Annotated in this window: 18 protein-coding genes; 3 read left to right on the top strand and 15 right to left on the bottom strand. The window is 60.0% G+C overall.

Going from position 1 to position 21,428, the window contains the following annotated elements:
* Window positions 1-26 precede the first annotated feature (26 nt).
* The 3 genes from rpoD to rpsU form a co-directional block, all read right to left on the bottom strand.
* Window positions 27-1,877 (bottom strand): RNA polymerase sigma factor RpoD, encoded by a 1,851-nt coding sequence (gene rpoD, locus BLQ09_RS04300; RefSeq protein WP_027605925.1) that lies wholly within the window; start codon window positions 1,875-1,877, stop codon window positions 27-29.
* 67 nt (window positions 1,878-1,944) lie between these two features.
* The gene (gene dnaG, locus BLQ09_RS04295; protein ID WP_027605924.1) at window positions 1,945-3,915 is read right to left on the bottom strand and encodes a DNA primase; all 1,971 of its coding nucleotides are present in this window, start codon (window positions 3,913-3,915) and stop codon (window positions 1,945-1,947) included.
* Window positions 3,916-4,360: 445 nt separating this feature from the next.
* Entirely contained in the window at window positions 4,361-4,576 is a 216-nt protein-coding gene (rpsU, locus tag BLQ09_RS04290) for a 30S ribosomal protein S21 (protein WP_002551877.1), read from the bottom strand.
* A 203-nt stretch (window positions 4,577-4,779) separates the two neighbouring features.
* Between rpsU and tsaD the strand changes: the two genes are divergently transcribed.
* The gene (tsaD, locus tag BLQ09_RS04285) at window positions 4,780-5,805 is read left to right on the top strand and encodes a tRNA (adenosine(37)-N6)-threonylcarbamoyltransferase complex transferase subunit TsaD (RefSeq protein WP_027605922.1); all 1,026 of its coding nucleotides are present in this window, start codon (window positions 4,780-4,782) and stop codon (window positions 5,803-5,805) included.
* A gap of 33 nt (window positions 5,806-5,838) precedes the next feature.
* Here the strand turns inward: tsaD and plsY are convergent, their stop codons facing one another.
* Window positions 5,839-6,408 carry a glycerol-3-phosphate 1-O-acyltransferase PlsY gene (gene plsY / locus BLQ09_RS04280; protein WP_053131126.1) on the bottom strand — a complete coding sequence of 190 codons (570 nt, stop codon included), beginning with the start codon at window positions 6,406-6,408 and terminating at the stop codon, window positions 5,839-5,841.
* Window positions 6,409-6,480: 72 nt separating this feature from the next.
* On the opposite strand from plsY, the gene folB reads away from it, so the two are divergent.
* Window positions 6,481-6,834, top strand: coding sequence for a dihydroneopterin aldolase (folB, locus tag BLQ09_RS04275; RefSeq protein WP_027605920.1), 354 nt, complete (start codon window positions 6,481-6,483; stop codon window positions 6,832-6,834).
* Window positions 6,825-7,355, top strand: coding sequence for a 2-amino-4-hydroxy-6-hydroxymethyldihydropteridine diphosphokinase (gene folK / locus BLQ09_RS04270; protein WP_092355520.1), 531 nt, complete (start codon window positions 6,825-6,827; stop codon window positions 7,353-7,355). The genes folB and folK overlap by 10 nt, the downstream gene beginning before the upstream one ends.
* Here the strand turns inward: folK and BLQ09_RS04265 are convergent.
* The 11 genes from BLQ09_RS04265 to BLQ09_RS04215 form a co-directional block, all read right to left on the bottom strand.
* Entirely contained in the window at window positions 7,338-8,570 is a 1,233-nt protein-coding gene (locus tag BLQ09_RS04265; protein WP_027605918.1) for a multifunctional CCA addition/repair protein, read from the bottom strand. The two genes, folK and BLQ09_RS04265, sit on opposite strands and share 18 nt — an antisense overlap.
* A gap of 63 nt (window positions 8,571-8,633) precedes the next feature.
* Window positions 8,634-10,199 carry a SpoVR family protein gene (locus tag BLQ09_RS04260; protein ID WP_027605917.1) on the bottom strand — a complete coding sequence of 522 codons (1,566 nt, stop codon included), beginning with the start codon at window positions 10,197-10,199 and terminating at the stop codon, window positions 8,634-8,636.
* The gene (locus BLQ09_RS04255; protein ID WP_027605916.1) at window positions 10,196-11,467 is read right to left on the bottom strand and encodes a YeaH/YhbH family protein; all 1,272 of its coding nucleotides are present in this window, start codon (window positions 11,465-11,467) and stop codon (window positions 10,196-10,198) included. The genes BLQ09_RS04260 and BLQ09_RS04255 overlap by 4 nt, the downstream gene beginning before the upstream one ends.
* A 113-nt stretch (window positions 11,468-11,580) precedes the next feature.
* On the bottom strand, window positions 11,581-13,503 hold the full coding sequence (locus BLQ09_RS04250) for a PrkA family serine protein kinase (RefSeq protein ID WP_003194732.1): 1,923 nt from the start codon (window positions 13,501-13,503) through the stop codon (window positions 11,581-11,583).
* 285 nt (window positions 13,504-13,788) lie between these two features.
* Window positions 13,789-14,118 (bottom strand): thiosulfate sulfurtransferase GlpE, encoded by a 330-nt coding sequence (gene glpE, locus BLQ09_RS04245; protein ID WP_092355517.1) that lies wholly within the window; start codon window positions 14,116-14,118, stop codon window positions 13,789-13,791.
* A gap of 9 nt (window positions 14,119-14,127) precedes the next feature.
* Window positions 14,128-14,979, bottom strand: coding sequence for a symmetrical bis(5'-nucleosyl)-tetraphosphatase (locus BLQ09_RS04240; RefSeq protein WP_027605914.1), 852 nt, complete (start codon window positions 14,977-14,979; stop codon window positions 14,128-14,130).
* Window positions 14,979-15,359 carry a Co2+/Mg2+ efflux protein ApaG gene (apaG, locus tag BLQ09_RS04235; RefSeq protein ID WP_027605913.1) on the bottom strand — a complete coding sequence of 127 codons (381 nt, stop codon included), beginning with the start codon at window positions 15,357-15,359 and terminating at the stop codon, window positions 14,979-14,981. Before apaG ends, BLQ09_RS04240 begins: the two co-directional genes overlap by 1 nt.
* A gap of 103 nt (window positions 15,360-15,462) precedes the next feature.
* The gene (gene rsmA / locus BLQ09_RS04230) at window positions 15,463-16,275 is read right to left on the bottom strand and encodes a 16S rRNA (adenine(1518)-N(6)/adenine(1519)-N(6))-dimethyltransferase RsmA (RefSeq protein WP_027605912.1); all 813 of its coding nucleotides are present in this window, start codon (window positions 16,273-16,275) and stop codon (window positions 15,463-15,465) included.
* Entirely contained in the window at window positions 16,272-17,261 is a 990-nt protein-coding gene (gene pdxA / locus BLQ09_RS04225; RefSeq protein ID WP_027605911.1) for a 4-hydroxythreonine-4-phosphate dehydrogenase PdxA, read from the bottom strand. The genes rsmA and pdxA overlap by 4 nt, the downstream gene beginning before the upstream one ends.
* Window positions 17,258-18,598 (bottom strand): peptidylprolyl isomerase, encoded by a 1,341-nt coding sequence (locus tag BLQ09_RS04220; protein WP_027605910.1) that lies wholly within the window; start codon window positions 18,596-18,598, stop codon window positions 17,258-17,260. The genes pdxA and BLQ09_RS04220 overlap by 4 nt, the downstream gene beginning before the upstream one ends.
* Window positions 18,573-21,383, bottom strand: coding sequence for an LPS-assembly protein LptD (locus BLQ09_RS04215; protein ID WP_027605909.1), 2,811 nt, complete (start codon window positions 21,381-21,383; stop codon window positions 18,573-18,575). Before BLQ09_RS04215 ends, BLQ09_RS04220 begins: the two co-directional genes overlap by 26 nt.
* Window positions 21,384-21,428 lie beyond the last annotated feature (45 nt).

Raw genomic sequence — 21,428 nt, 5'->3', positions numbered from 1 at the left:
CCCGGCCTGGGCCGGGGGTTCTGGTGTCACTCGTCGAGGAAGGAGCGCAGATGCTCGCTTCGCGTCGGGTGGCGCAACTTGCGCAACGCCTTGGCTTCGATCTGGCGGATCCGCTCGCGGGTCACGTCAAACTGCTTACCGACTTCCTCAAGGGTGTGGTCGGTATTCATGTCGATGCCGAAACGCATGCGCAGTACCTTGGCTTCACGGGCAGTGAGGCCGGACAGTACGTCGCGGGTCGCTTCCTTAAGGCTCTCAACAGTGGCGACATCGATTGGCGACTGCATGGTCGAGTCTTCGATGAAGTCACCCAGGTGGGAGTCTTCGTCATCACCGATCGGGGTTTCCATGGAGATCGGCTCTTTAGCGATCTTCAATACCTTGCGGATTTTATCCTCAGGCATTTCCATGCGTTCGCCCAGCTCTTCCGGGGTCGGTTCGCGACCCATTTCCTGCAACATCTGCCGGGAAATACGGTTGAGCTTGTTGATCGTCTCGATCATGTGCACCGGAATACGGATGGTGCGGGCCTGGTCGGCGATCGAGCGAGTGATCGCCTGACGGATCCACCAGGTGGCATAAGTCGAGAACTTGTAGCCGCGACGGTATTCGAACTTGTCCACCGCCTTCATCAAGCCGATGTTGCCTTCCTGGATCAGATCGAGGAATTGCAGGCCACGGTTGGTGTACTTCTTGGCGATGGAGATCACCAGACGCAAGTTCGCTTCAACCATCTCTTTCTTCGCGCGGCGGGCCTTGGCCTCACCGATCGACATGCGACGGTTGATGTCCTTGATCTCGGCAATCGTCAGACCGGTTTCGGTCTCGAGTGCGGTCAGCTTCTGCTGGCAACGGATGATGTCCGGCTGCAGGCGGCCAATGGCTTCAGCGTACTTCGCCTTGCCTTTGGCCAGGGCGTCGCTCCAGCTTTCGTCCACTTCGTGGCCCGGGAACTGGCGCAGGAAGTCGGTACGCGGCATGCGCGCATCACGGACACAGAGCTGCATGATCGCACGCTCTTGTGCACGCAGACGTTCAAGGGCGCTACGAACACGTTCAACCAGGCCTTCGAATTGCTTCGGTACCAGCTTGATCGGCATGAACAGCTCAGCCAGCGCCAGCAGCTCGGCAATTGCCAGCTTGTTGGAGCGACCGTGCTTTTTCAGGGCCTTGCGGGTGATTTCCATTTGATCGGAAACCGCGCCGAAACGCTGGGCAGCAATGATCGGGTCTGGGCCGCTTTCGACTTCATCTTCGTCGTCGGTGCTGGCTTCGGCATCGTCGTCTTCGGTGTCATCGTCCGCTTTCGCGGCTTTGGCATCGACAGGCGGCGGTACTTCTGCAGCAGGCGGCGCGATGCCGTCGTCCGGGTCGATATAACCGCTCAGGACGTCGGACAGGCGGCCACCTTCGGTGGTGACGCGAGTGTACTCGGAGAGAATGTGGTCAACCGTGCCAGGGAAGTGCGCGATTGCGCCCATCACTTCACGGATACCCTCTTCGATACGCTTGGCGATTTCGATCTCGCCTTCGCGTGTCAGCAACTCGACGGTACCCATTTCACGCATATACATGCGCACAGGGTCAGTCGTGCGACCGATGTCGGTCTCCACCGCGGCCAACGCGGCAGCGGCTTCTTCAGCGGCTGCCTCGTCGGTATCGGCGTCGGCCAACATAAGGGCGTCCGCATCCGGAGCACTCTCGTGTACGGGGATCCCCATGTCATTAATCATGCGGATGATGTCTTCCACCTGCTCTGGATCTGAAATATCCTCAGGCAGGTGATCGTTGACCTCTGCGTAAGTCAGATACTTCTGCTCACGACCAAGGGTGATCAACTCTTTGATACGAGACTGCTGTTGCGCTTTTCCGGACATAACACCCTATCCACTGAAGGTCTTGGCGGGCAAAAAACAAGCCGAGGATTATACCCGAGCTATGACCTCACACGCCAGCTGAGGTCGGGTTTGATGCGGAAACATTCTGTTTTAAGAGGTCGCGCATCTGTTTTGCTATCTGAATTTGCTCTTCAGCCGATAATCCCGGCTGTCTTGCTCTCTTGATGAGTTCATCGAGGGTCTGCGTGTGCTGGCCCGCGGATAACCTAGTAATGGTGTCTAAAAACTGTTGTTCAAGGTTATCGCCGTCAATTAGCCACTCCTTTTCCGCGAGCGCCTTCAACAAACGACCCTGTTCTGTGCCATGCCAGCGAGCCATCAGCTGAATGGAGTTTAGCTTAGGATTTTTCTGCACGGCCTCGATCAGTGCGATCAGCACCTGAGCGTAGGTATTGCTCGCGTTGGCAAAATGGTCGGCGCTTTCAACCTTGCTCGCTAATTGCGGGTGGTGGATAAGCGTGCGCAGGGCAATCAATGTGGGCGCTTCTACGGCGACCGGTGTGCGCGGGGCATAGGCTTCATCGCGATCGCCGCGCTTGCCGTTTTTGCTCCAGGGTTTCTTGTCCCATTTCTTGCCGCCGGCACCGGGCTTCTTCGGCGTCCATTCCTGCTGGGGGGCATACGCCTCCTGGGGTTGATGGAAGTCGGCATAGTCCGGCATGGCGTCATAATCCATGCCTGGGTCGTAGGCAGGCGGCGCGTCCTGCGGCGCGCTGTGCACCAGCTGGCTGACGGCCTCGCCACTCAGCCCGGTAATTTCCAGCAGGCGTTGGCGCATCAGGGTGCGCAGGTTCGCGCCTGGAACCTTGTCGATCAAGGGTGCCGCGAGGGTGGCCATATGGGCCTTGCCTTCGAGGGAGCGTGGGTCGGCTTCTTCGGTCAGTTGCTGGAAGAAATAATCCGCCAACGGTTGCGCATGTTGATTGATGCGGGCGCGGAATGCGTCGGTGCCTTCGGAGCGCACCAGGGTGTCCGGGTCTTCCCCTTCGGGCAGGAACAGAAAGCGCGCGCGGCGCCCATCCTGCAGGCTCGACAGGGTGGCTTCGAGCGCGCGCCAGGCGGCGTTGCGGCCGGCCTGGTCGCCGTCGAAGCAGAACAGCACGCTTGGCACGACGCGAAACAGGCGCTTCAAGTGTTCTTCGCTGGTGGCGGTGCCGAGGGTGGCCACGGCGTTGCGCAAACCTTGCTGGGCCAGGGCGATCACGTCCATATAGCCTTCGACCACGATGATTTCATCGAGGTTTCGATTGTTCTTGCGCGCCTCGAACAGGCCATAGAGTTCCTGGCCCTTGTGGAATACCGGGGTTTCCGGGGAGTTCAGGTACTTGGGCTTGTCATCCCCCAGCACTCGGCCGCCGAAGGCGATGATGCGACCACGGCTGTCGCGGATCGGGAACATCACGCGGTCGCGGAAGCGGTCGTAGCGCTTGCCGGTCTCGGCGTTCTCAACCAGGAGGCCGGCGTCGATCATGGCTTTTTGCTGCAGGGTATCGCTGCTCAGGTGTTTGTACAGGTTGTCCCAGCCAGGTGGAGCAAAGCCGAGGCCGAAGTCCCGGGCGATTTCGCCGGTCAGGCCGCGCCCTTTCAGGTAGTCGACGGCGGCCTTGCGCTGCGGATGGCTTTTAAGGGCCTGACGGTAGAAGTCGGCAGCGGCAGTCAGCAGGGGGTACAGCGGCGAGTCGGTGGGTTGCCGTGGTTTATGCGGGCGGCCACTTTCTTCGCGGGGGACTTCCATGCCGGCGGCTTTCGCCAGGTCCTCGATCGCCTGGGGAAAGTCCAGGTTGTCGTGGTCCATCAGGAAGCCGAGGGCGTTGCCGCCTGCGCCGCAGCCGAAGCAGTAGTAGAACTGCTTGTCGGGGCTGACGCTGAATGACGGGGTTTTTTCCTTGTGGAACGGGCAGCAGGCCGTGTAGTTTTTGCCGGCTTTCTTCAATTGCAGGCGCGAGCTGACAACATCGACAATGTCGGTGCGGTTCAGAAGGTCGTCAATAAAGCTCTGGGGAATCAGCCCGGCCATGGCGTTCTCGTCATCACTGCGTGTAAATGAGTGCCCGTGAAGTGCTCAAGCGCACGTATCGAATGGCTTGACCATCAATCGTCTGCTTGGGCTGTCAGGAAGTGTATCTGCCGAACATTCACTGACGTTAGTTTCAATCAGTGTGTCGGCCTGGAAATGTTGCCCTCGAGTCCGGCGCCGGCCAATCGTGGCCTCGGATGCTCGTCGCTGGGCACAGCCGATACAGTTGATCGCCTGCTTATAAAATGAGTGTGCTCGTCAGTAGCCTTGTTAGGCTCGTCAGAAGAGACGTGCACCGCTGGCAAAAGAGCCAGTCCTGACGTTTGAAGCAGGTGTATCAGTCGCGTGTGCGGCGTCAACGATGAAGCATCAAGCGATATCCGCAAATGCCAACAGCCCGGCTGAGGGCCGGGCTTGGCAGAAGCTTGCTACGAACGTCTGTGTATTAGTACAGACGAACGGCGCGGCGCTGTTCGCGCTGAACTTTCTTGGCGTGACGCTTAACAGCGGCTGCTGCTTTACGCTTACGCTCAGAAGTTGGCTTCTCATAAAATTCGCGGCTACGAACTTCAGCCAGAACACCGGCTTTTTCGCAGGAGCGCTTGAAACGACGCAGAGCTACGTCGAAGGGTTCGTTCTCTTTTACTTTGACGGCTGGCATCCAGAGCTACCTTCTTTCATTACCGGGAATCAACGTTCTCGTCGCAAAAAATTCGCGGCTGAGGTCGTCGGTTTTTAAGGGTTGCGGATGTTAACCCCTCATTGGCAGGAATGCAAAGCCTCTGATCGAAAACCGCTAGTCGGGAGGGGGAGTGGCGACTATTATGCGCGCCTTCGAATTCAGCCTCTACAAGGCGCAAACCCATGCTAGTACTGGGACTTGAAACCTCCTGCGACGAAACCGGTGTCGCACTTTACGACAGTGAACGCGGGCTTTTGGCCGATGCACTGTTCAGTCAGATCGACTTGCATCGGGCCTATGGCGGCGTTGTGCCGGAGCTGGCCAGTCGTGATCACGTCAAACGTATGCTGCCGTTGATTCGCCAGGTGTTGGACGAGGCCGGTTGCGTGCCGACCGAGATCGATGCGATTGCCTATACGGCGGGCCCCGGATTGGTCGGAGCCCTTCTGGTTGGCGCCTCTTGTGCCCAGGCGCTGGCTTTTGCCTGGGGCATTCCGGCCCTCGGCGTGCACCATATGGAAGGCCATTTACTGGCGCCGATGCTGGAAGAAAACCCGCCGCAGTTCCCGTTCGTCGCTTTGTTGGTTTCGGGCGGGCATACGCAGCTGGTCCAGGTCGACGGAATCGGTCAATACACGCTGTTGGGCGAGTCCTTGGACGACGCCGCCGGCGAAGCTTTCGACAAGACCGCGAAGATGATGGGCCTCAATTACCCGGGTGGGCCGGAAATTGCCCGCCTTGCCGAAAAAGGCGTTGTCGGTCGCTACACCTTCCCGCGCCCGATGTGCGATCGCCCTGGCCTGATGTTCAGCTTCAGCGGCTTGAAAACCTCCGCATTGAATACCTGGCAGCACAGTGTCAGCGCCGGGGACGACAGTGAGCAAGCCCGTTGCGACATCGCGCTGGCGTTCCAGCAGGCCGTGGTGGAGACTTTGACCATCAAGTGCAAGCGCGCCCTGAAACAGGCCGGCATGAAGCGCCTGGTGATCGCCGGTGGCGTCAGCGCCAACAAGGCGTTGCGCAGTTCATTGGAAAAGATGCTCGGTGATATGAAGGGTGATGTGTTCTACGCCCGCCCTGAGTTCTGCACCGACAACGGCGCGATGATCGCCTATGCCGGTTGTCAGCGCCTGCAGGCGGGGCAGCACGAAAGCCTGGCGATCAGCGTGCAGGCGCGCTGGCCGATGGAGCAGCTGCCGCCCTTGTAAGTGTGCAACATGAGTCGGGCTCATTGGCGGTATTTAAAAATGCCGTTCGCGCCCGGCAAACAGGTCGCGTAGATTGCCCCGGTGTCGCCAGACGATCAGCAGTGTCAGCACGCTCATCGGCAGCAGCGCCGCCGGTTCCTGCCAGGCCAGCAACGGCAGGGTGAGCGGTGTGGCGATCAGAGCTGCCAGCGAGCTGGTGCGGGTCAGGTAGAACGTCAGCAACCAGGCGAGCACGGCCAGCAATGCCGCCGGCGGGTAGATCCCCAGCAGCATGCCGGCTGCCGTGGCGACACCTTTACCGCCGCGAAAACGGAAGTACAGGGGAAACAGATGGCCGAGGACGGCGCACACGCCCACCCAGGCCTGCTGCTGCAGGGTCAGGCCGGCGAGGTTGGCGATCAGTACGGGCAACAGGCCCTTGCATACGTCGCCCAGCAGCGTCAGTACGGCGAGCTTCTTGCCGGCCAGGCGCAACATATTGGTGGCGCCGGCATTGCCTGAACCACTCATTCGCGGGTCGGGATTTCCCGTCAGGCGGCTGAGCAAAATGGCGAAGGACAGCGAGCCGAGCAGGTAGGCGAGAATCGCCAGTGACCAAAACATGCTAACTATTCCGGGCGAGGATGCCCTGATTCTAACGGGGCATCGCGCCCTTGTCGTGCTGCGGAGAAGAGCTTGGACAGAGTGTTTATCGAAGGCCTGGAAGTCGACACCGTGATCGGGGCCTACGACTGGGAGCGCGGGATCCGCCAATGCCTGCGCCTGGACCTGAGCTTCGCTTGGGATAACCGCCCGGCTGCGGCTGGCGACGACCTGGCCCTGGCCCTGGATTACGCCAGCGTGTCCGCGCGGATCCAGGCCTTTGCCGAGCAGTCCCAGTACCAGCTGGTCGAGACCTTTGCCGAACGCCTGGCCGAAGTGCTGATGAGCGAGTTCCAGATTCCCTGGCTGCACCTCAGGCTGACCAAGCCCGGCGCAGTGCCGGCTGCCAAGGGTGTAGGCGTGGAGATTGAGCGCGGATGTCGCTGACTCAGGTTTACCTTGGCCTCGGTAGTAATATCGAGCGCGAGCCCCACCTGCGCGCCGGGCTCGACGCGTTGGCGAGTTTCCTGACGGATATGCGCTGCTCGGCGGTGTTCGAGAGCCAGCCGGTGGGCATCAAAAGCGGGCCGTTCTTCAATCTGGTGGTGTCGGCCTATACCGACCTGTCGTTGGTGGAGCTGGATCGCCGGTTGAAATCCATCGAGGCTGACAATGGCCGCTATGCGCCGGATCGCAAAGGCCTGCCGCTGGATATCGACGTGCTGCTGTATGGCGAGTTGGTGGGTGACTTCGATGGTTTGATCCTGCCGCGGGCGGAGATCCTGAAAAATGCCTTTGTGCTGTGGCCGCTGTCGATGATGGCGCCGGATCGGGTGCACCCTGAAGCGGGCAAGACGATGGCTGCGTTGTGGCGTGATGCTCAGATTGATCAGGTGCTGGCGCCTGTCGGGTTTGAATGGCAGGGCCAGCAACTCACCCCGGACTCGCTCCTACAAGGGTTTGTGTAGTTCCTTGTAGGCTTTGAGTGCTCTGAGTCGTTCACGCTTGAGCGCCTCGCCCAACTCCGGCCCCTTGAATCCCCGCTCAAGCAGTGGCGCAACTGCAACCTCGCGCGCTGCTTTCGCCGCGCCGCGTAAGTAATCCGCCTGTGGGTAGCTTCTTCGCTCCAGCCCCTTGCGGCCCCGGGCATCCATTTCGCAGGCGACCACAAACTCCTCAAAGCGCTGTGGCCTGCGGTATACGTCAAAACTTTGCAGCAACTCCAGCAGCGTCGAGGCTTTCAGCTCCAGCGCGCGATGACCGTGGGTGTGATACTGGCCCACCAATAGCGCCAATTCCTGGCAATCCCTTGGCACTTTGAAGCGCTCATTGACGGCCTTGATCAGCTTCAAGCCTCGATGCTCATGAGCGATGTGCTGCGGTAACTTATCCACAGGCGTCAGGCCCTTGCCCAGGTCATGCAGCAGGCAGGCCCAGCGTACGGTCAGGGGCTGTTTGTGCACGGCAGCTTGTTCCAGCACGCTCAAGGTGTGCACACCCGTGTCGATCTCGGGGTGATGGGCCTCGGGTTGTGGCACGCCAAAGAGTGCGTCCACTTCCGGCATCAAGATCTTCAGCGCATTACAGTCCCGAAGTACCTGGATAAACACCTCTGGCTGATCTTCCATCAACGCCCTGGAGATTTCTTTCCAGCTGCGCTCTGGGGTCAGGGCTTCCAATTCACCGGACTCGCTGAGTTGACGCATCAGCTCCAGCGTCTCCGGTGCTACCGTAAAACCCAGGTGTGCGTAGCGCGCGGCAAAACGGGCGACACGGAGAACTCTGAGTGGATCTTCGGCGAATGCGGGGGAAACGTGACGAAGTATGCGGGACTCAAGGTCGCGCTGGCCGTGATACGGATCAGTCAGGTTACCGTCGTCGTCTTCGGCCATGGCGTTGATGGTCAGGTCGCGACGGATCAGGTCTTCTTCCAGCGTCACCTCGGGGCTGGCGTGAAACACAAAACCACCGTAACCCCGACCACTCTTGCGCTCGGTGCGGGCCAGGGCGTACTCATCGCCGTTTTTCGGGTCCAGGAACACCGGGAAGTCCGAACCCACTGGCTTGAAACCCTTGGCGAGCATCTCTTGGGTGCTCGCGCCGACGACCACGCGGTCGACATCGGTGACCTTGATGCCCAGCAGGCGGTCACGCACGGCGCCGCCGACTTTGTAGATTTTCATGAAAAAGCCTCCATTAGCGGCACAGGATACCGCCTGTGCCTGGCCAATGGAGGCTTTGCTGTTTCAGAGATGAACGACGGCCAGGTCCAGGCGGCCGTAGTCGTTGTCGTTGTGATCGTTGCGCGGTGGCACATGGTGGGTCTTCATCACTTGGTCGCCTTGCAGGGTTTCCAGGTGGATGTCGAAGCCCCAGAGCCGATGCAGGTGCTTGAGCACTTCTTCGGTGGATTCGCCCAGGGGTTTGCGGTCGTGCTGCTGGTGGCGCAGGGTCAGAGAGCGGTCGCCGCGCACATCGATGCTGTAGATCTGCACGTTGGGCTCACGGTTGCCCAGGTTGTATTGCGCCGCCAGGGTTTCACGGATGGTGCGGTAGCCGGGTTCATCGTGGATGGCCGGCACCACCAGGTCATCCTTGAGGTCATCATCCAGGATGCTGAACAGTTTGAGGTCGCGGATCACCTGGGGTGAGAGGTACTGCAGGATAAAGCTCTCATCCTTGAAGCTGCTCATGGCGAACTTGATCGTCGACAGCCAGTCACTGCCGGCGATTTCCGGGAACCAGCGGCGGTCTTCATCGGTGGGGTGTTCGCACATGCGCCGAATATCGCGGTACATGGCAAAACCCAGCGCGTAAGGGTTGATCCCGCTGTAATACGGGCTGTCGAAGCCGGGTTGGAACACCACGCTGGTGTGGGATGTCAGGAACTCCATCATGAAGCCGTCGGTGACCAGGCCTTCGTCGTACAGGTCGTTCATCAGCGTGTAGTGCCAGAACGTCGCCCAACCTTCGTTCATCACCTGGGTCTGGCGCTGTGGGTAAAAGTACTGGGCGATCTTGCGTACGATACGCACGATTTCCCGTTGCCACGGCTCCAGCAGCGGTGCGTGCTTTTCCAGGAAATACAGGATGTTTTCCTGGGGTTCGGCGGGGAACCGCGCGTTGTCCTTGTCGCTGTTCTTGCCGGCGCGTTTGGGAATGGTGCGCCACAGGTCGTTGATCTGCTTCTGCAGGTGCTCCTCGCGCTCCTTCTGGCGCAGGCGCTCTTCCTCGGCAGAAATAGGGTATGGGCGCTTGTAGCGGTCGACGCCATAGTTCATCAGGGCATGGCAGGAGTCGAGCAAGTCCTCCACGGCGTCGATACCGTGGCGCTCCTCGCACTGCATGATGTACTGCTTGGCGAACACCAGGTAATCGATGATCGAGCTGGCGTCGGTCCAGGTGCGGAACAGGTAGTTGCCCTTGAAGAAACTGTTGTGCCCATAGCAGGCATGGGCCACCACCAGCGCCTGCATGCAGATGGTGTTTTCTTCCATCAGGTAGGCGATGCACGGGTCGGAGTTGATCACGATCTCGTAGGCCAGGCCCATCTGGCCCCGGGTGTACGACTTTTCGGTACTGAGGAAGTGTTTGCCGTATGACCAGTGGTGGTAACCCAGGGGCATACCGACGGAGGCGTAGGCATCCATCATCTGTTCGGCCGTGATCACTTCGATCTGGTTGGGGTAGGTGTCCAGGGCATAACCCGCCGCGATGCGGCTGATTTCCCGGTCATAGGCCTGGATCAGTTCAAAGGTCCACTCGGAGCCGGTGGAAATGGGTTGGCGCTTAGTCTCTTTTTTGGCGGTCATGTCACTAACCTGCGCTGGAAGAGTTCACGGAAGACCGGATAGATATCGCCGGCCGAGACCAGTTGCTGTTGTGCGAACGTGTCGGCAAAGGCTTCGCCGATGCGCTCGTATTCGAACCACAGTGCCTGGTGCTCACGGGGGGTGATTTCGACGTAAGTGTAGTACTGCACAAACGGCATGATGTGGTTGATCAGGATGTCGCGGCAGATCGGCGAATCGTCGTTCCAGTTGTCGCCGTCGGAGGCCTGGGCCGCGTAGATATTCCACTCGTTGGCCGGGTAGCGCTCGGCCATGATCTCCTGCATCAGCTTCAAGGCGCTGGACACGATGGTGCCGCCGGTTTCCCTCGAGTAGAAGAACTCCTCCTCATCCACTTCCCGTGCGCTGGTGTGATGGCGGATGAACACCACGTCGATCTTGTCGTAGTTCCGCTTCAGAAACAGGTACAGCAGGATAAAGAAACGCTTGGCGATGTCCTTGGTCGCCTGGGTCATCGAGCCTGACACGTCCATCAGGCAAAACATCACGGCTTTTGAGCTGGGGTTGGGCTGCTTGACCAGCAGGTTGTACTTGAGGTCAAAGGTATCGAGGAACGGTACGCGGTGGATGCGCGCGCTGAGTTTCTCTATTTCCACCTCGATTTCCTGGATATCGCCGAAGTTGTCCGGCTCTTCGCGCTTTAAACGCGCCAACTCTTCCTTCGCCGCCCTCAATTTGGCGCGGCTGCTGCCCGACAGGGCGATACGCCGCGCATGGGCCGAGCGCAGCGTGCGGATGATGTTGATTCGAGAGGGGTTGCCTTCGTTGCTGATCCCGGCGCGTACGGTCTTGAAGGTATCGGTGCCGGTCAGGTTACGTTTGACCAGGTTGGGCAGTTCCAGGTCTTCGAACATGAACTCGAGGAATTCTTCCTGGGTGATCTGGAACACGAACTCGTCCATGCCTTCGCCGGAGTTGCCGGCCTTGCCCGGGCCTTTACCGCCGCCACCGCCCTGCGGGCGCTGGATATGCTCGCCGGTGGTGAACTCTTTATTGCCGGGGTGCACGACAGTCTGCTTGCCGCCCCGGCCGTGGTGCAGCACCGGTTCGTCGATGTCGCGTCCGGGAATGCTGATTTGTTCGCCATGCTCCATGTCTGTAATGGAACGGCGGCTGACGGCCTCTTCAACGGCCTTTTTGATGTGGTCACGGTAACGCCGCAGGAAACGCTGGCGGTTTACCGTGCTCTTGTTCTTGCCATTAAGGCGTCGGTCGATCACATAGCTCATGAGGAGCCCTCCGGGCAGCTTCACGTTACAAGCTTCAAGCGGCGAGCTGGAAGCTTAGAGACAAGCGGTCAACTGCCAGGTCCATGACCTGGCAGTGGACGCCCATCGCTGCCTTACTGCGATTTGCGCACCCGCAGGTACCACTCGGAGAGCAGTCGTACCTGTTTGTCGGTGTAGCCGCGCTCGACCATTCGTGTGACGAAGTCGTTGTGTTTTTGCTGGTCCTCCTTGCTGGCCTTGGCATTGAAGCTGATGACCGGCAGCAGATCCTCGGTGTTGGAGAACATTTTCTTCTCGATGACCACCCGCAGCTTCTCGTAGCTGAGCCAGGTAGGGTTCTTGCCGTTGTTGTTGGCGCGGGCACGCAGTACGAAGTTGACGATTTCGTTGCGGAAATCCTTCGGATTGCTGATGCCGGCGGGTTTTTCGATCTTCTCCAATTCTTCGTTGAGGGCTACGCGGTTGAGGATTTCGCCGGTTTCCGGGTCGCGGTATTCCTGGTCCTGGATCCAGAAGTCCGCATACAGCACGTAGCGGTCGAAGATGTTCTGGCCGTACTCGCTGTAGGACTCCAGGTACGCGGTCTGGATTTCCTTGCCGATAAACTCGATGTAGCGCGGCGCGAGGTATTCCTTGAGGAAGCGCAGGTAGCGTTCGCGGGTTTCGGCCTGGAATTGTTCCTGTTCGATCTGCTGCTCCAGCACATACAGCAGGTGCACCGGGTTGGCCGCGATCTCATGGGGGTCGAAGTTGAAGACCTTGGACAGGATCTTGAACGCAAAGCGCGTCGACAGGCCGTTCATGCCTTCATCCACGCCCGCTGTGTCGCGATATTCCTGGATCGACTTGGCCTTGGGATCGGTGTCCTTGAGGTTCTCGCCGTCGTAGACGCGCATCTTCGAATAGATATTCGAGTTTTCCGGCTCCTTGAGGCGCGACAGCACGGTGAACTGGGCGAGCATCTTCAGGGTGTCGGGTGCGCAATGGGCCTTGGCCAGCGAGCTGTTGAACAGCAGCTTGTCGTAGATCTTGATTTCATCGCTGACCCGCAGGCAGTACGGCACCTTGACGATGTAGATCCGGTCGATGAAGGCTTCATTGTTCTTGTTGTTGCGGAAGGTGTGCCATTCCGATTCGTTGGAGTGGGCCAGCAGGATCCCGGTGAACGGAATCGCGCCCAGGCCTTCGGTACTGTTGTAGTTGCCTTCCTGGGTGGCGGTGAGCAGTGGGTGCAGCACCTTGATCGGCGCCTTGAACATTTCCACGAATTCCATCAGGCCCTGGTTGGCCCGGCACAGTGCGCCCGAGTAGCTGTAGGCGTCGGCGTCGTTCTGCGGGAATTCTTCCAGCTTGCGGATATCGACCTTGCCCACCAGCGCCGAAATGTCCTGGTTGTTCTCGTCGCCCGGTTCGGTCTTGGCCACGCCGATCTGGTTGAGGATCGACGGGTAGAGTTTCACCACGCGGAACTGGCTGATATCGCCGCCAAACTCGGCCAGGCGCTTGGTGGCCCAGGGCGACATGATGGTGTTGAGGTAGCGTCGTGGGATGCCGAAGTCTTCTTCGAGGATCGCGCCATCTTCCGTGGCGTTGAACAGGCCCAGGGGCGACTCGAAGACCGGTGAGCCCTTGATGGCGTAGAAGGGCACCTTCTCGATCAGTTGCTTGAGTTTTTCGGCCAGGGACGATTTACCACCGCCAACGGGGCCGAGCAGGTAGAGGATCTGTTTCTTCTCTTCCAGGCCTTGGGCGGCATGGCGGAAGTAGGAGACGATCTGGTCGATGCATTCTTCCATCCCATGGAAGTCTTCAAAGGCCGGATAGCGGCGGATCACCTTGTTGGAAAATATTCGCGACAGGCGCGAATTGTTGGCGGTTTCCACCAGCTCCGGCTCGCCGATCGCCAATAATAGGCGTTCGGCGGCAGATGCGTAGGTGCTGCGGTCCTGCTTGCACAGCTCGAGATACTCTTGCAGCGTGAGTTCTTCCTGCTGTGTGGACGCGAAGCGTTGTTGGAAGTGGCTGAAAATACTCATGACGTCGTCACCTCGCTCGATACGTGGAGCCGACGCCGGATCTATCAGTCGATGCTGGCAGTCATTGACGAACGCCAATGGCTGTTTTCCCCCCAGAACACCCTGAAACGCTACCGATGACCCGTACGCCGGTGTACCGGCTCTCCCCTGATTCGGATGGCCTGCGCTTAAGGATAGTTCGGAATCTGAGAGGGCAAGGCGCGATGCGCAATTAGTTTGACTGCGCCGTTCGTCAGAAACGGCGCGAGCCCAAGCGTCACGCGGGGTAGCGGGGTGTGAAAAAAATTATTGCGAATCGCCGGAGGCAATTTCTGCAGGATACGTCGTACGCCACAGCTCAAAGCCACCATCCAGGCTGTAGACGTCGGAGAAGCCCTGGCTGACCAGGTAGGCGGCTGCGCTCTGGCTGGAATTGCCGTGGTAGCAGGCCACGATCAGCGGTGCATCAAGGTCGGCGGTACGGATGAAATCGGCGATGTTGACGTTGTCCAGGTGCTGGGCGCCAGCGATATGGGCGGCGGCGTAAGTAGGCTGGTCACGGATATCGACCACCACTGCACCTTGCTCGCGCAGGGCCTGGGCTTGTTCGGGAGGGATACGTTTGAATTCGCTCATGGTGGGCTCCTATGGCCTGGCTGCAGCCGGCAGGGTAACGGGAAGAGTGGGTGGGCACTGGCAGCCGTGACGCTCGCCGGTGTCGATGTTCATCAGGGTCATGGCGCCGCCCCATACGCAGCCGGTGTCGAGGGCGAATACGCCCGGTTCGTCGCACTTGCCTTCAAGGGCTGCCCAGTGACCAAAGATTATCCTGGTGTCGCGGGTCTTGCGTTCCTTGTGGGCAAACCATGGTTTGTAGCCGGGCAGTGCCGTGTCGACGCCTTCCTTGCTCTTGAGGTCCAGCTTGCCCTCGGCGGTGCAGAAGCGCATGCGTGTGAAATAGTTGGTAATCACCCGCAGGCGGGCGACGCCGGTAAGGTCGTTGTCCCACTTCACTGGCTCGTTGCCATACATGCCGTCGAGGTAGGCGGTGTACAGGCTGTCATCGGCCAGGGCGTTTTCGACTTCGGCGGCGCACTTGAGGGCTTTTTTCAGCGTCCACTGCGGCGGGATACCGGCATGGACCAAGGCCATATTGCGGCTTTCGTCGTAATGCATGATCTTTTGTCGACGCAGCCAGTCAAGCAGTTGTGCACGATCTGGCGCCTCGAGGATTTCCCGCAGGGTATCGCCCTTTTTCAGGCGCTCGATGTTATTGCCGGCCGCCAGCAGGTGCAGGTCATGGTTGCCCAGTACGCACACCAGGGAATCCCGCAGGCTATACAGGTAACGTAGCGTTTCCAGGGACTCGGGGCCGCGATTGACCAGGTCGCCTACCAGCCACAGGCGATCGTTCGCCGGGTCGAAGGCCACCCGTTCAAGCAGGCACTTGAGAGGCTCCAGACAGCCTTGCAGGTCGCCGACCGCGTACGTTGCCATCAGTGCAGGGCGCCTGGTACGGCGAGGCGGAAAGGCTTGATGATGGCGTCGAACAGTTTGCCATCAGTGGCTTTCATCTGATACGAGCCTTGCATGGTGCCGACCTTGGAGGTCATTACCGTGCCGCTGCTGTAAGTGTGGCTGGCGCCAATGTCGATCAACGGTTGTTGGCCGACAACGCCTGCGCCGCGAACTTCCTCGACCTGACCGTCACCGTCGGTGATCACCCAGTGGCGTGACAGCAGCTTGGCCGGCACCTGCCCGTTGTTTTTCACCGTGATGGTGTAGGCAAAGGCGAAGCGGTTCTGTTCAGGTTGCGATTGGTCCGCGAGGAAGCGGGTGACGACGCTGACGTCGATCTGGTAGCGAGGATCGGACATGCAAGAGGCCTTAAAAGCAAAAGCGGAGGACAGCAGATGCGGATCAGTCTAGGCCAAGAGGTGGGCACTAGGCCAGACATGTGTCTGGCCATGCCTGGGGGTTTCAGTCGGCGACTGGCGCAGGCTGGATGGCAAGTTGGTCGGCCAGGCGCACGAACGCGGCGAGGTCCAGTTGCTCGGGGCGCAGGCTGCCGTCGACGCCGGCTGCTTCGATCTCGGCGTTGCTCAGCAGGGCCTTGAGTGTGTTGCGCAGTGTCTTGCGGCGCTGGTTGAACGCTTCACGCACCACGCGTTCCAGCAATTTGTGATCCTTGGCCGGGTGTGGCAGCACGGCGTGAGGCACCAGGCGCACGATGGCCGAATCGACCTTCGGCGGCGGGTTGAATGCGCCCGGGCCGACATTGAACAGGTGTTCGACGCGGCAGTGGTACTGAACCATGATCGACAATCGGCCCCAATCACCACCACCAGGGCCGGCAGCCAGGCGTTCCACCACTTCTTTTTGCAGCATGAAGTGCATGTCGCGGATGATCCCGGCGTTGTTCAGCAGGTGGAAAATCAGCGGTGTGGAGATGTTGTACGGCAGGTTACCCACCACACGCAGGCTATTAGGCGCGGCGTTGAGGGTATTGAAATCGAACTTCAGTGCATCGCCCTGATGCAGGTTGAAGTTGGGCTTGTCGGCGAACTGCTGGTTGAGGATCGGGATCAGGTCCTTGTCCAGTTCCACCACGTCCAGTTGGCCGCCACTGGCGAGCAAGCCTTGGGTCAACGCGCCCTGGCCCGGGCCGATTTCCAGCAGGCGGTCTTCTGGCTTGGCATGGATGGAGCGCAGGATACGGTCGATCACGCCGGCGTCGTGCAGGAAGTTTTGCCCGAAGCGCTTGCGCGCCCGGTGTTGGTAATGCTCGGTCATATACGGGTCTCGGCCATCTGATAGGCGGTTTCCAGGGCCACGTGCAGGCTGCCGGTATCGATCTTGCCGCTGCCTGCCAGGTCCAGGGCGGTGCCATGGTCGACGGAGGTGCGGATGATCGGCAGGCCCAGTGTCACGTTGACTGCGGCGCCGAAGCCTTTGTATTTCAGCACGGGCAGCCCCTGGTCATGGTACATCGCCAGCACTGCGTCGCAGTGCTCCAGATATTTGGGGGTAAACAGAGTGTCTGCTGGCAGTGGGCCACGCAGGTCCATGCCTTCTTGGCGCAGACGCTCCAGGGTTGGTTCAATGATGTCGATTTCTTCATGGCCCAAGTGTCCGCCTTCGCCGGCGTGGGGGTTGAGCCCGCAGACCAGGATGCGCGGTTGGGCGATGCCGAATTTTTGTTGCAGGTCGGCATGCAGGATGCGCGTAACGCGCTCCACACGCTCGGCGGTGATGGCGTCGGCAATGTCGCGCAATGGCAGGTGCGTGGTCACCAGGGCGACCCGCAGGCCGCGTGTGGCCAGCATCATGACGACTTGAGCGGTGTTGGTCAGCTCGGCCAGGAACTCGGTGTGGCCGGAAAACGCAATGCCCGATTCGTTGATCACGCCCTTGTGGACCGGCGCGGTGATCATGCCGGCGAAGTCGCCGTCGATGCAGCCTTGCCCCGCGCGGGTCAGGGTTTCCAGGACGAACGCCGCGTTGGCCTTGTTGAGTTGCCCGGCAACGACCTTGGCTTGCAGCGGGGTGTTCCACACATACAAGCTGCCGGCGGGCGCCGGCAGGTCGGGCCAGTTGCCCGGTCCCACGTCCAGCAGATTGACGACCACACCCAGCTGCGCGGCCCGCTCAAGGAGCAGGTCGCGGCTGGTAATGGCAATCAGGGGGTGCGGCTGGGGGTGCGAGGCGAGCAGCAGGCACAGGTCTGGACCAATGCCGGCCGGCTCGCCGGGTGTCACGGCGAAACGCTGGGGTTTCACGGAGCTGCCTGGTCGGTGCCTGTTTGCTCGGCGCCTGGCAGCTTGTTTTCCACGTAGGCTTCGTCACGGATCTGACGCAGCCAGGTCTGCAGCTCTTCGTCGTATTTGCGGTTACGCAGTACGTTCAGCGCCTGCTGCTCGCGGGCCTGGCTGGTGTTGTCGGTGGCGCGACGACCAAGGACTTCCAGTACATGCCAGCCATATTGGGTCTTGAACGGCTTGGACAGTACGCCTTGCGGAGTATCGGCCATTACCTGCTGGAACTCAGGCACCAGGGCTTTCGGGTCGATCCAGTTCAGGTCGCCACCGTTGAGGGCGGAACCCGGGTCTTCCGAGAAGCTCTTGGCCAGGGTGGCGAAGTCTTCACCGCTTTCGATGCGGTCATAGATCTTCTGGGCCAGTTCCTTGGTTTGGGCCTCGGTGCGGATTTCGCTTGGTTTGACCAGGATATGACGAACATGCACTTCGTCTTTCAGCGAGGTCTCGCCACCGCGACGTTCCAGCAACTTCAGGATGATGAAGCCGCCTGGGGTGCGGGCTGGCTGGGTGATGCCACCCACTTCCATGGCACTCAGTTCACGGTCGAACGGAGGTGGCAGTTGAGCCGCTTTACGCCAGCCCATATCACCACCTTCAAGGGCGTTGTCGCTGCCGGACTGGGCAATGGCCATCTGGGCAAAGTCAGCGCCGGCTTTCAGGCGATCATAGATAGCCTGGGTTTTCGCCGCTGCCGCATTCAGCTGCTCGGAGTTGGCACTGTCCGGGGTCGGGATCAGGATATTGGCCAGGTGCAGTTCTTCGGAAAGCTGCATCTTGCCCAGGTCCGAGGCCAGGAAGTTCTTCACTTCCTGCTCGGATACCTGGACCCGCTCGGCAACGCGACGCTGGCGCACACGGCTGATGATCATTTCGCGGCGGATCTGGTCACGGGCGTCTTCATACGAAAGACCGTCGTGGGCCAGGGCCGCGCGGAATTGATCAATGCTCATGTTGTTGCGCTGAGCGATGGTGCCGACCGCCTGGTTCAGTTCTTCGTCCGAAATGCGGATGCCGGAACGCTCGCCGATCTGCAGTTGCAGGTTTTCGACGATCAGGCGTTCCAGTACCTGCTGGTCCAGCACGCTGGTCGGTGGCACGCCGCCGCCACGCTTGGCGATGGTTTGCTGCACTTCCTTGACGCGCTGGTCCAGTTGGCTTTGCATGATCACGTCGTTATCGACGATGGCCACGACTTTATCCAGTTGCTGAACCGCAGCGTGAGCCGATACGGTGCCCAGGAACAGCGCGCCCAGCACTAGCGGGCGCAGACAATCAGAAAGCTTGGTCTTCACGTTCACGATAACCTTCAATGCCTTTGTCGAGGAAGCTCTCTACCTTGGCGCCGGTCAGGCCGCCGAGTCCTTTGAGGACGATCTGCAGGAAGAGCCCGTGGTCACCCTTTTCGTTAAGCGGGGCGATCTGGCTGTATTCGTCGTTGGAAACCCAGTAACGGTTGATGACGCGCAGTTTCCAGCAGCAGTTGTCGTACTCGAAACCACCGAAGGCTTCCAGGGTACGGTTGCGAGCGTAGTCATACTGCCAGCGGGTGATCAGGTTCCACTGGGGAATGATCGGCCACATCATCGAGAAGTCGTGTTGTTGGATTTTGTAGTAATCCTTCACGTAGTTCGGATCGCCTGGTTGACCGTAGTCGCCACCGAACTGCCATTTGCCGGTCAACTGGTTGTAGACGACCTGGTCGTTACGATAGCGATAACCGACGTTGATGATCTTGTTCGGGTTGTCTTCCGGCTGGTAGTGAAGCATCGCGCTACCGGAACGAGGGCTGTGCTCCTCGGTATCCCAGTTGTAGTCGGCAGTGGCGCGCCAGTCGCGGTTGAAGCGGAACTCGTAGTCCAGGGCAACGGGCGATACGTCGGACTGTGCATCGGCACGGTCGGCCGCCAGGATGCCAGGCAGTTGTACTTCACGATCCTTGAAGTACACAGCCTGTCCCACGGATACGCGTTGACGCTCGAAACCGTTCTCTTCGATCCACCGGCTGGTCAAGCCCAGGGACAGCTTGTTCTCGTCGCCGATACGGTCGGAGCCGCTGAAGCGGTTGTCGCGGAACAGTGACGCGTAGCTGAACGAGTATTCGCTGGTGTCGAAGACCGGGATATCGGCCTGGTCCTTGTTCGGCACGTACAGGTAGAACGCACGCGGCTCGAGGGTCTGGCGATAATCCTTGCCGAACCAGTTGGTGTTGCGATCGAAGTACAGGCCGCTGTCGACGCTGGCCACCGGAACCGCACGGTCCTGGGAGCTCTTGAAGGTGCCGCCCGCGTACGGGTTGGCTGCGGTTGCCGCATTCTGATCAGCAATGATCTGGTTCTTGCCGATGTTATCCAGGTCCAGATCGTACTTGGTGTACACGTACTTGAGCTTCGGCGTTACAAAGCCGTAGGTCCAGTTCATCGGGTACTCGACAGCCGGCGCTACGTTCAGGCGCGTGCCATTGGCACGGGTAAGACCGCGGACATAAGTGTCGAGGCGGCGCTCGATGTCCCCGTTCTCATTGCTGAAATTGCCGTTTTCCAGGTCACGATCAAAGCGTACGGCTTCGGTCTCATAGCTGAAGTTCAAGCCACCCGGATGATAAGGCAGGGTACCGTTGAAGGTGATCTGCGGCAGGCGGTTATACGGCGTGACCTGGGAGATCGTCGCCAGTTGGTAAGCCTGCAGGTTCAGGCGTGCCTGGAAGGTGTCACCGCGATAAGCCACGGAGCCCTGCTGGTTGACGTAGTCGCGGCTCTCGACACCTTCCTGGTAGGACTTGAGGTCCTGGAAGTAGTAAGGGTCACTGATCGTGGTGTAGTCGACCTGGGTCAGTACACGCGAATCCAGCCCGCCCTTGTGCTGCCAATTGAGCATGTAGCGGGTTTTTTCGTAGTCGGTCTGCTTCTTGCGTTCGTCGTTGTCGTCGTTCAGGTACGCGCCGCCGAACTGGCCTTCGCTGGACTTGGTGAGGTAGCGGAATTCGCCTTCCATCATCATGCCGCGCTTGGTCATGTATTGCGGGTACAACGTGGCATCGTAGTTTGGTGCCAGGTTGAAGTAGTACGGCGTGACCAGGGTAAAGCCGGTTTCGCTGCCGGTGCTGAAGCTCGGTGGCAGGAAGCCGGACTGACGACGGTCGTCGATCGGGAAGTAGATGTAAGGGGTGTACAGGATCGGAATGTTCTTGATCCGCAGCGTCGCGTTGGTGGCAGTACCGAAACCGGTGGCCGGGTTCAACGTGATGTTGTTGCCCCTGAGCTGCCAGGCGTTGCTGTCCGGCTCGCAGGTGGTGTAGGTACCGTCCTTGAGGCGGATGATCGCGTTTTCGGCGCGCTTGGCGTACAGCGCGTTACCGCGGATACGCGACTTGTGCAGCACGTATTCGGCGTTGTCGATCTGCGCAGCGCCGGTATCCAGTTGAACCTGGGCGTGGTCGCCGACGATCAATGCACCGTTGTCGCGCAGTCGCACGTTACCGTTCAGCTCGCCCCGGTTCTCGGCCTGGTACAGGCTGGCTTCTTCCGACTCCAGCTGCATGCTGCCCTGGCGCATGACGACGTCACCGGCCAGGGTTGCGACTTGTTGTTCCTGCTCGTAACGAGAGGCCTTGGCACCGATGAAGGTGGGCGCATCGCTCTTGTTCGTCTTGTCGTTCATGCCAGGACGAGTTGGCTCGATGTACGCACCGCCGCAGTAAGGACCGGTTTCCGCCAGCTGGGCTGCGGTCAACTTTTCGCGAGGCACCCAGTCCAAGTGGCTGTAGTCGGCGCTGCGCGAACGCAGGCCACGGCCCTTGGACTCGGTGACCAGTGCGGTCTTCGGCTCGGCTTCGGCACTGCCGCCAGCGTCGGCCTGCGCCGTGCTGTTGGCCGAGCTGACGGCTGCGCCGTCATGCACCGGGCGCGGTGGCAATGGGGCGGCGGCGGTCTTCGGCGCGCAGTCCCAGGCACCCGAAGCAGAGACTGAGCAGTCATACTGTTCCGCGGCGACCACGAATGAGGTGGCGAAGGGTTGCATGACCAGCAGACTGCCGGTTACCAGCAACGGAAATTTTCTACGAAACGCGGGGGATTTCAATGCCATCTTATTAGTCCGGGCTTCCTGCGTGCCATCTGCCCGCGGTTTGGG

The organism is Pseudomonas sp. NFACC25 (assembly GCF_900100935.1).
GTDB classification, from domain to species: domain Bacteria; phylum Pseudomonadota; class Gammaproteobacteria; order Pseudomonadales; family Pseudomonadaceae; genus Aquipseudomonas; species Aquipseudomonas marginalis.
This window is presented reverse-complemented; position numbering and strand designations above follow the sequence as displayed.

Coding starts and splice junctions, on each gene's coding strand:
- rpoD (WP_027605925.1), bottom strand. CDS start 1,877: ATGTCCGGAAAAGCGCAACAGCAGTCTCGTATCAAAGAGTTGATCACC.
- dnaG (WP_027605924.1), bottom strand. CDS start 3,915: ATGGCCGGGCTGATTCCCCAGAGCTTTATTGACGACCTTCTGAACCGC.
- rpsU (WP_002551877.1), bottom strand. CDS start 4,576: ATGCCAGCCGTCAAAGTAAAAGAGAACGAACCCTTCGACGTAGCTCTG.
- tsaD (WP_027605922.1), top strand. CDS start 4,780: ATGCTAGTACTGGGACTTGAAACCTCCTGCGACGAAACCGGTGTCGCA.
- plsY (WP_053131126.1), bottom strand. CDS start 6,408: ATGTTTTGGTCACTGGCGATTCTCGCCTACCTGCTCGGCTCGCTGTCC.
- folK (WP_092355520.1), top strand. CDS start 6,825: ATGTCGCTGACTCAGGTTTACCTTGGCCTCGGTAGTAATATCGAGCGC.
- BLQ09_RS04265 (WP_027605918.1), bottom strand. CDS start 8,570: ATGAAAATCTACAAAGTCGGCGGCGCCGTGCGTGACCGCCTGCTGGGC.
- BLQ09_RS04260 (WP_027605917.1), bottom strand. CDS start 10,199: ATGACCGCCAAAAAAGAGACTAAGCGCCAACCCATTTCCACCGGCTCC.
- BLQ09_RS04255 (WP_027605916.1), bottom strand. CDS start 11,467: ATGAGCTATGTGATCGACCGACGCCTTAATGGCAAGAACAAGAGCACG.
- BLQ09_RS04250 (WP_003194732.1), bottom strand. CDS start 13,503: ATGAGTATTTTCAGCCACTTCCAACAACGCTTCGCGTCCACACAGCAG.
- glpE (WP_092355517.1), bottom strand. CDS start 14,118: ATGAGCGAATTCAAACGTATCCCTCCCGAACAAGCCCAGGCCCTGCGC.
- BLQ09_RS04240 (WP_027605914.1), bottom strand. CDS start 14,979: ATGGCAACGTACGCGGTCGGCGACCTGCAAGGCTGTCTGGAGCCTCTC.
- apaG (WP_027605913.1), bottom strand. CDS start 15,359: ATGTCCGATCCTCGCTACCAGATCGACGTCAGCGTCGTCACCCGCTTC.
- rsmA (WP_027605912.1), bottom strand. CDS start 16,275: ATGACCGAGCATTACCAACACCGGGCGCGCAAGCGCTTCGGGCAAAAC.
- BLQ09_RS04215 (WP_027605909.1), bottom strand. CDS start 21,383: ATGGCATTGAAATCCCCCGCGTTTCGTAGAAAATTTCCGTTGCTGGTA.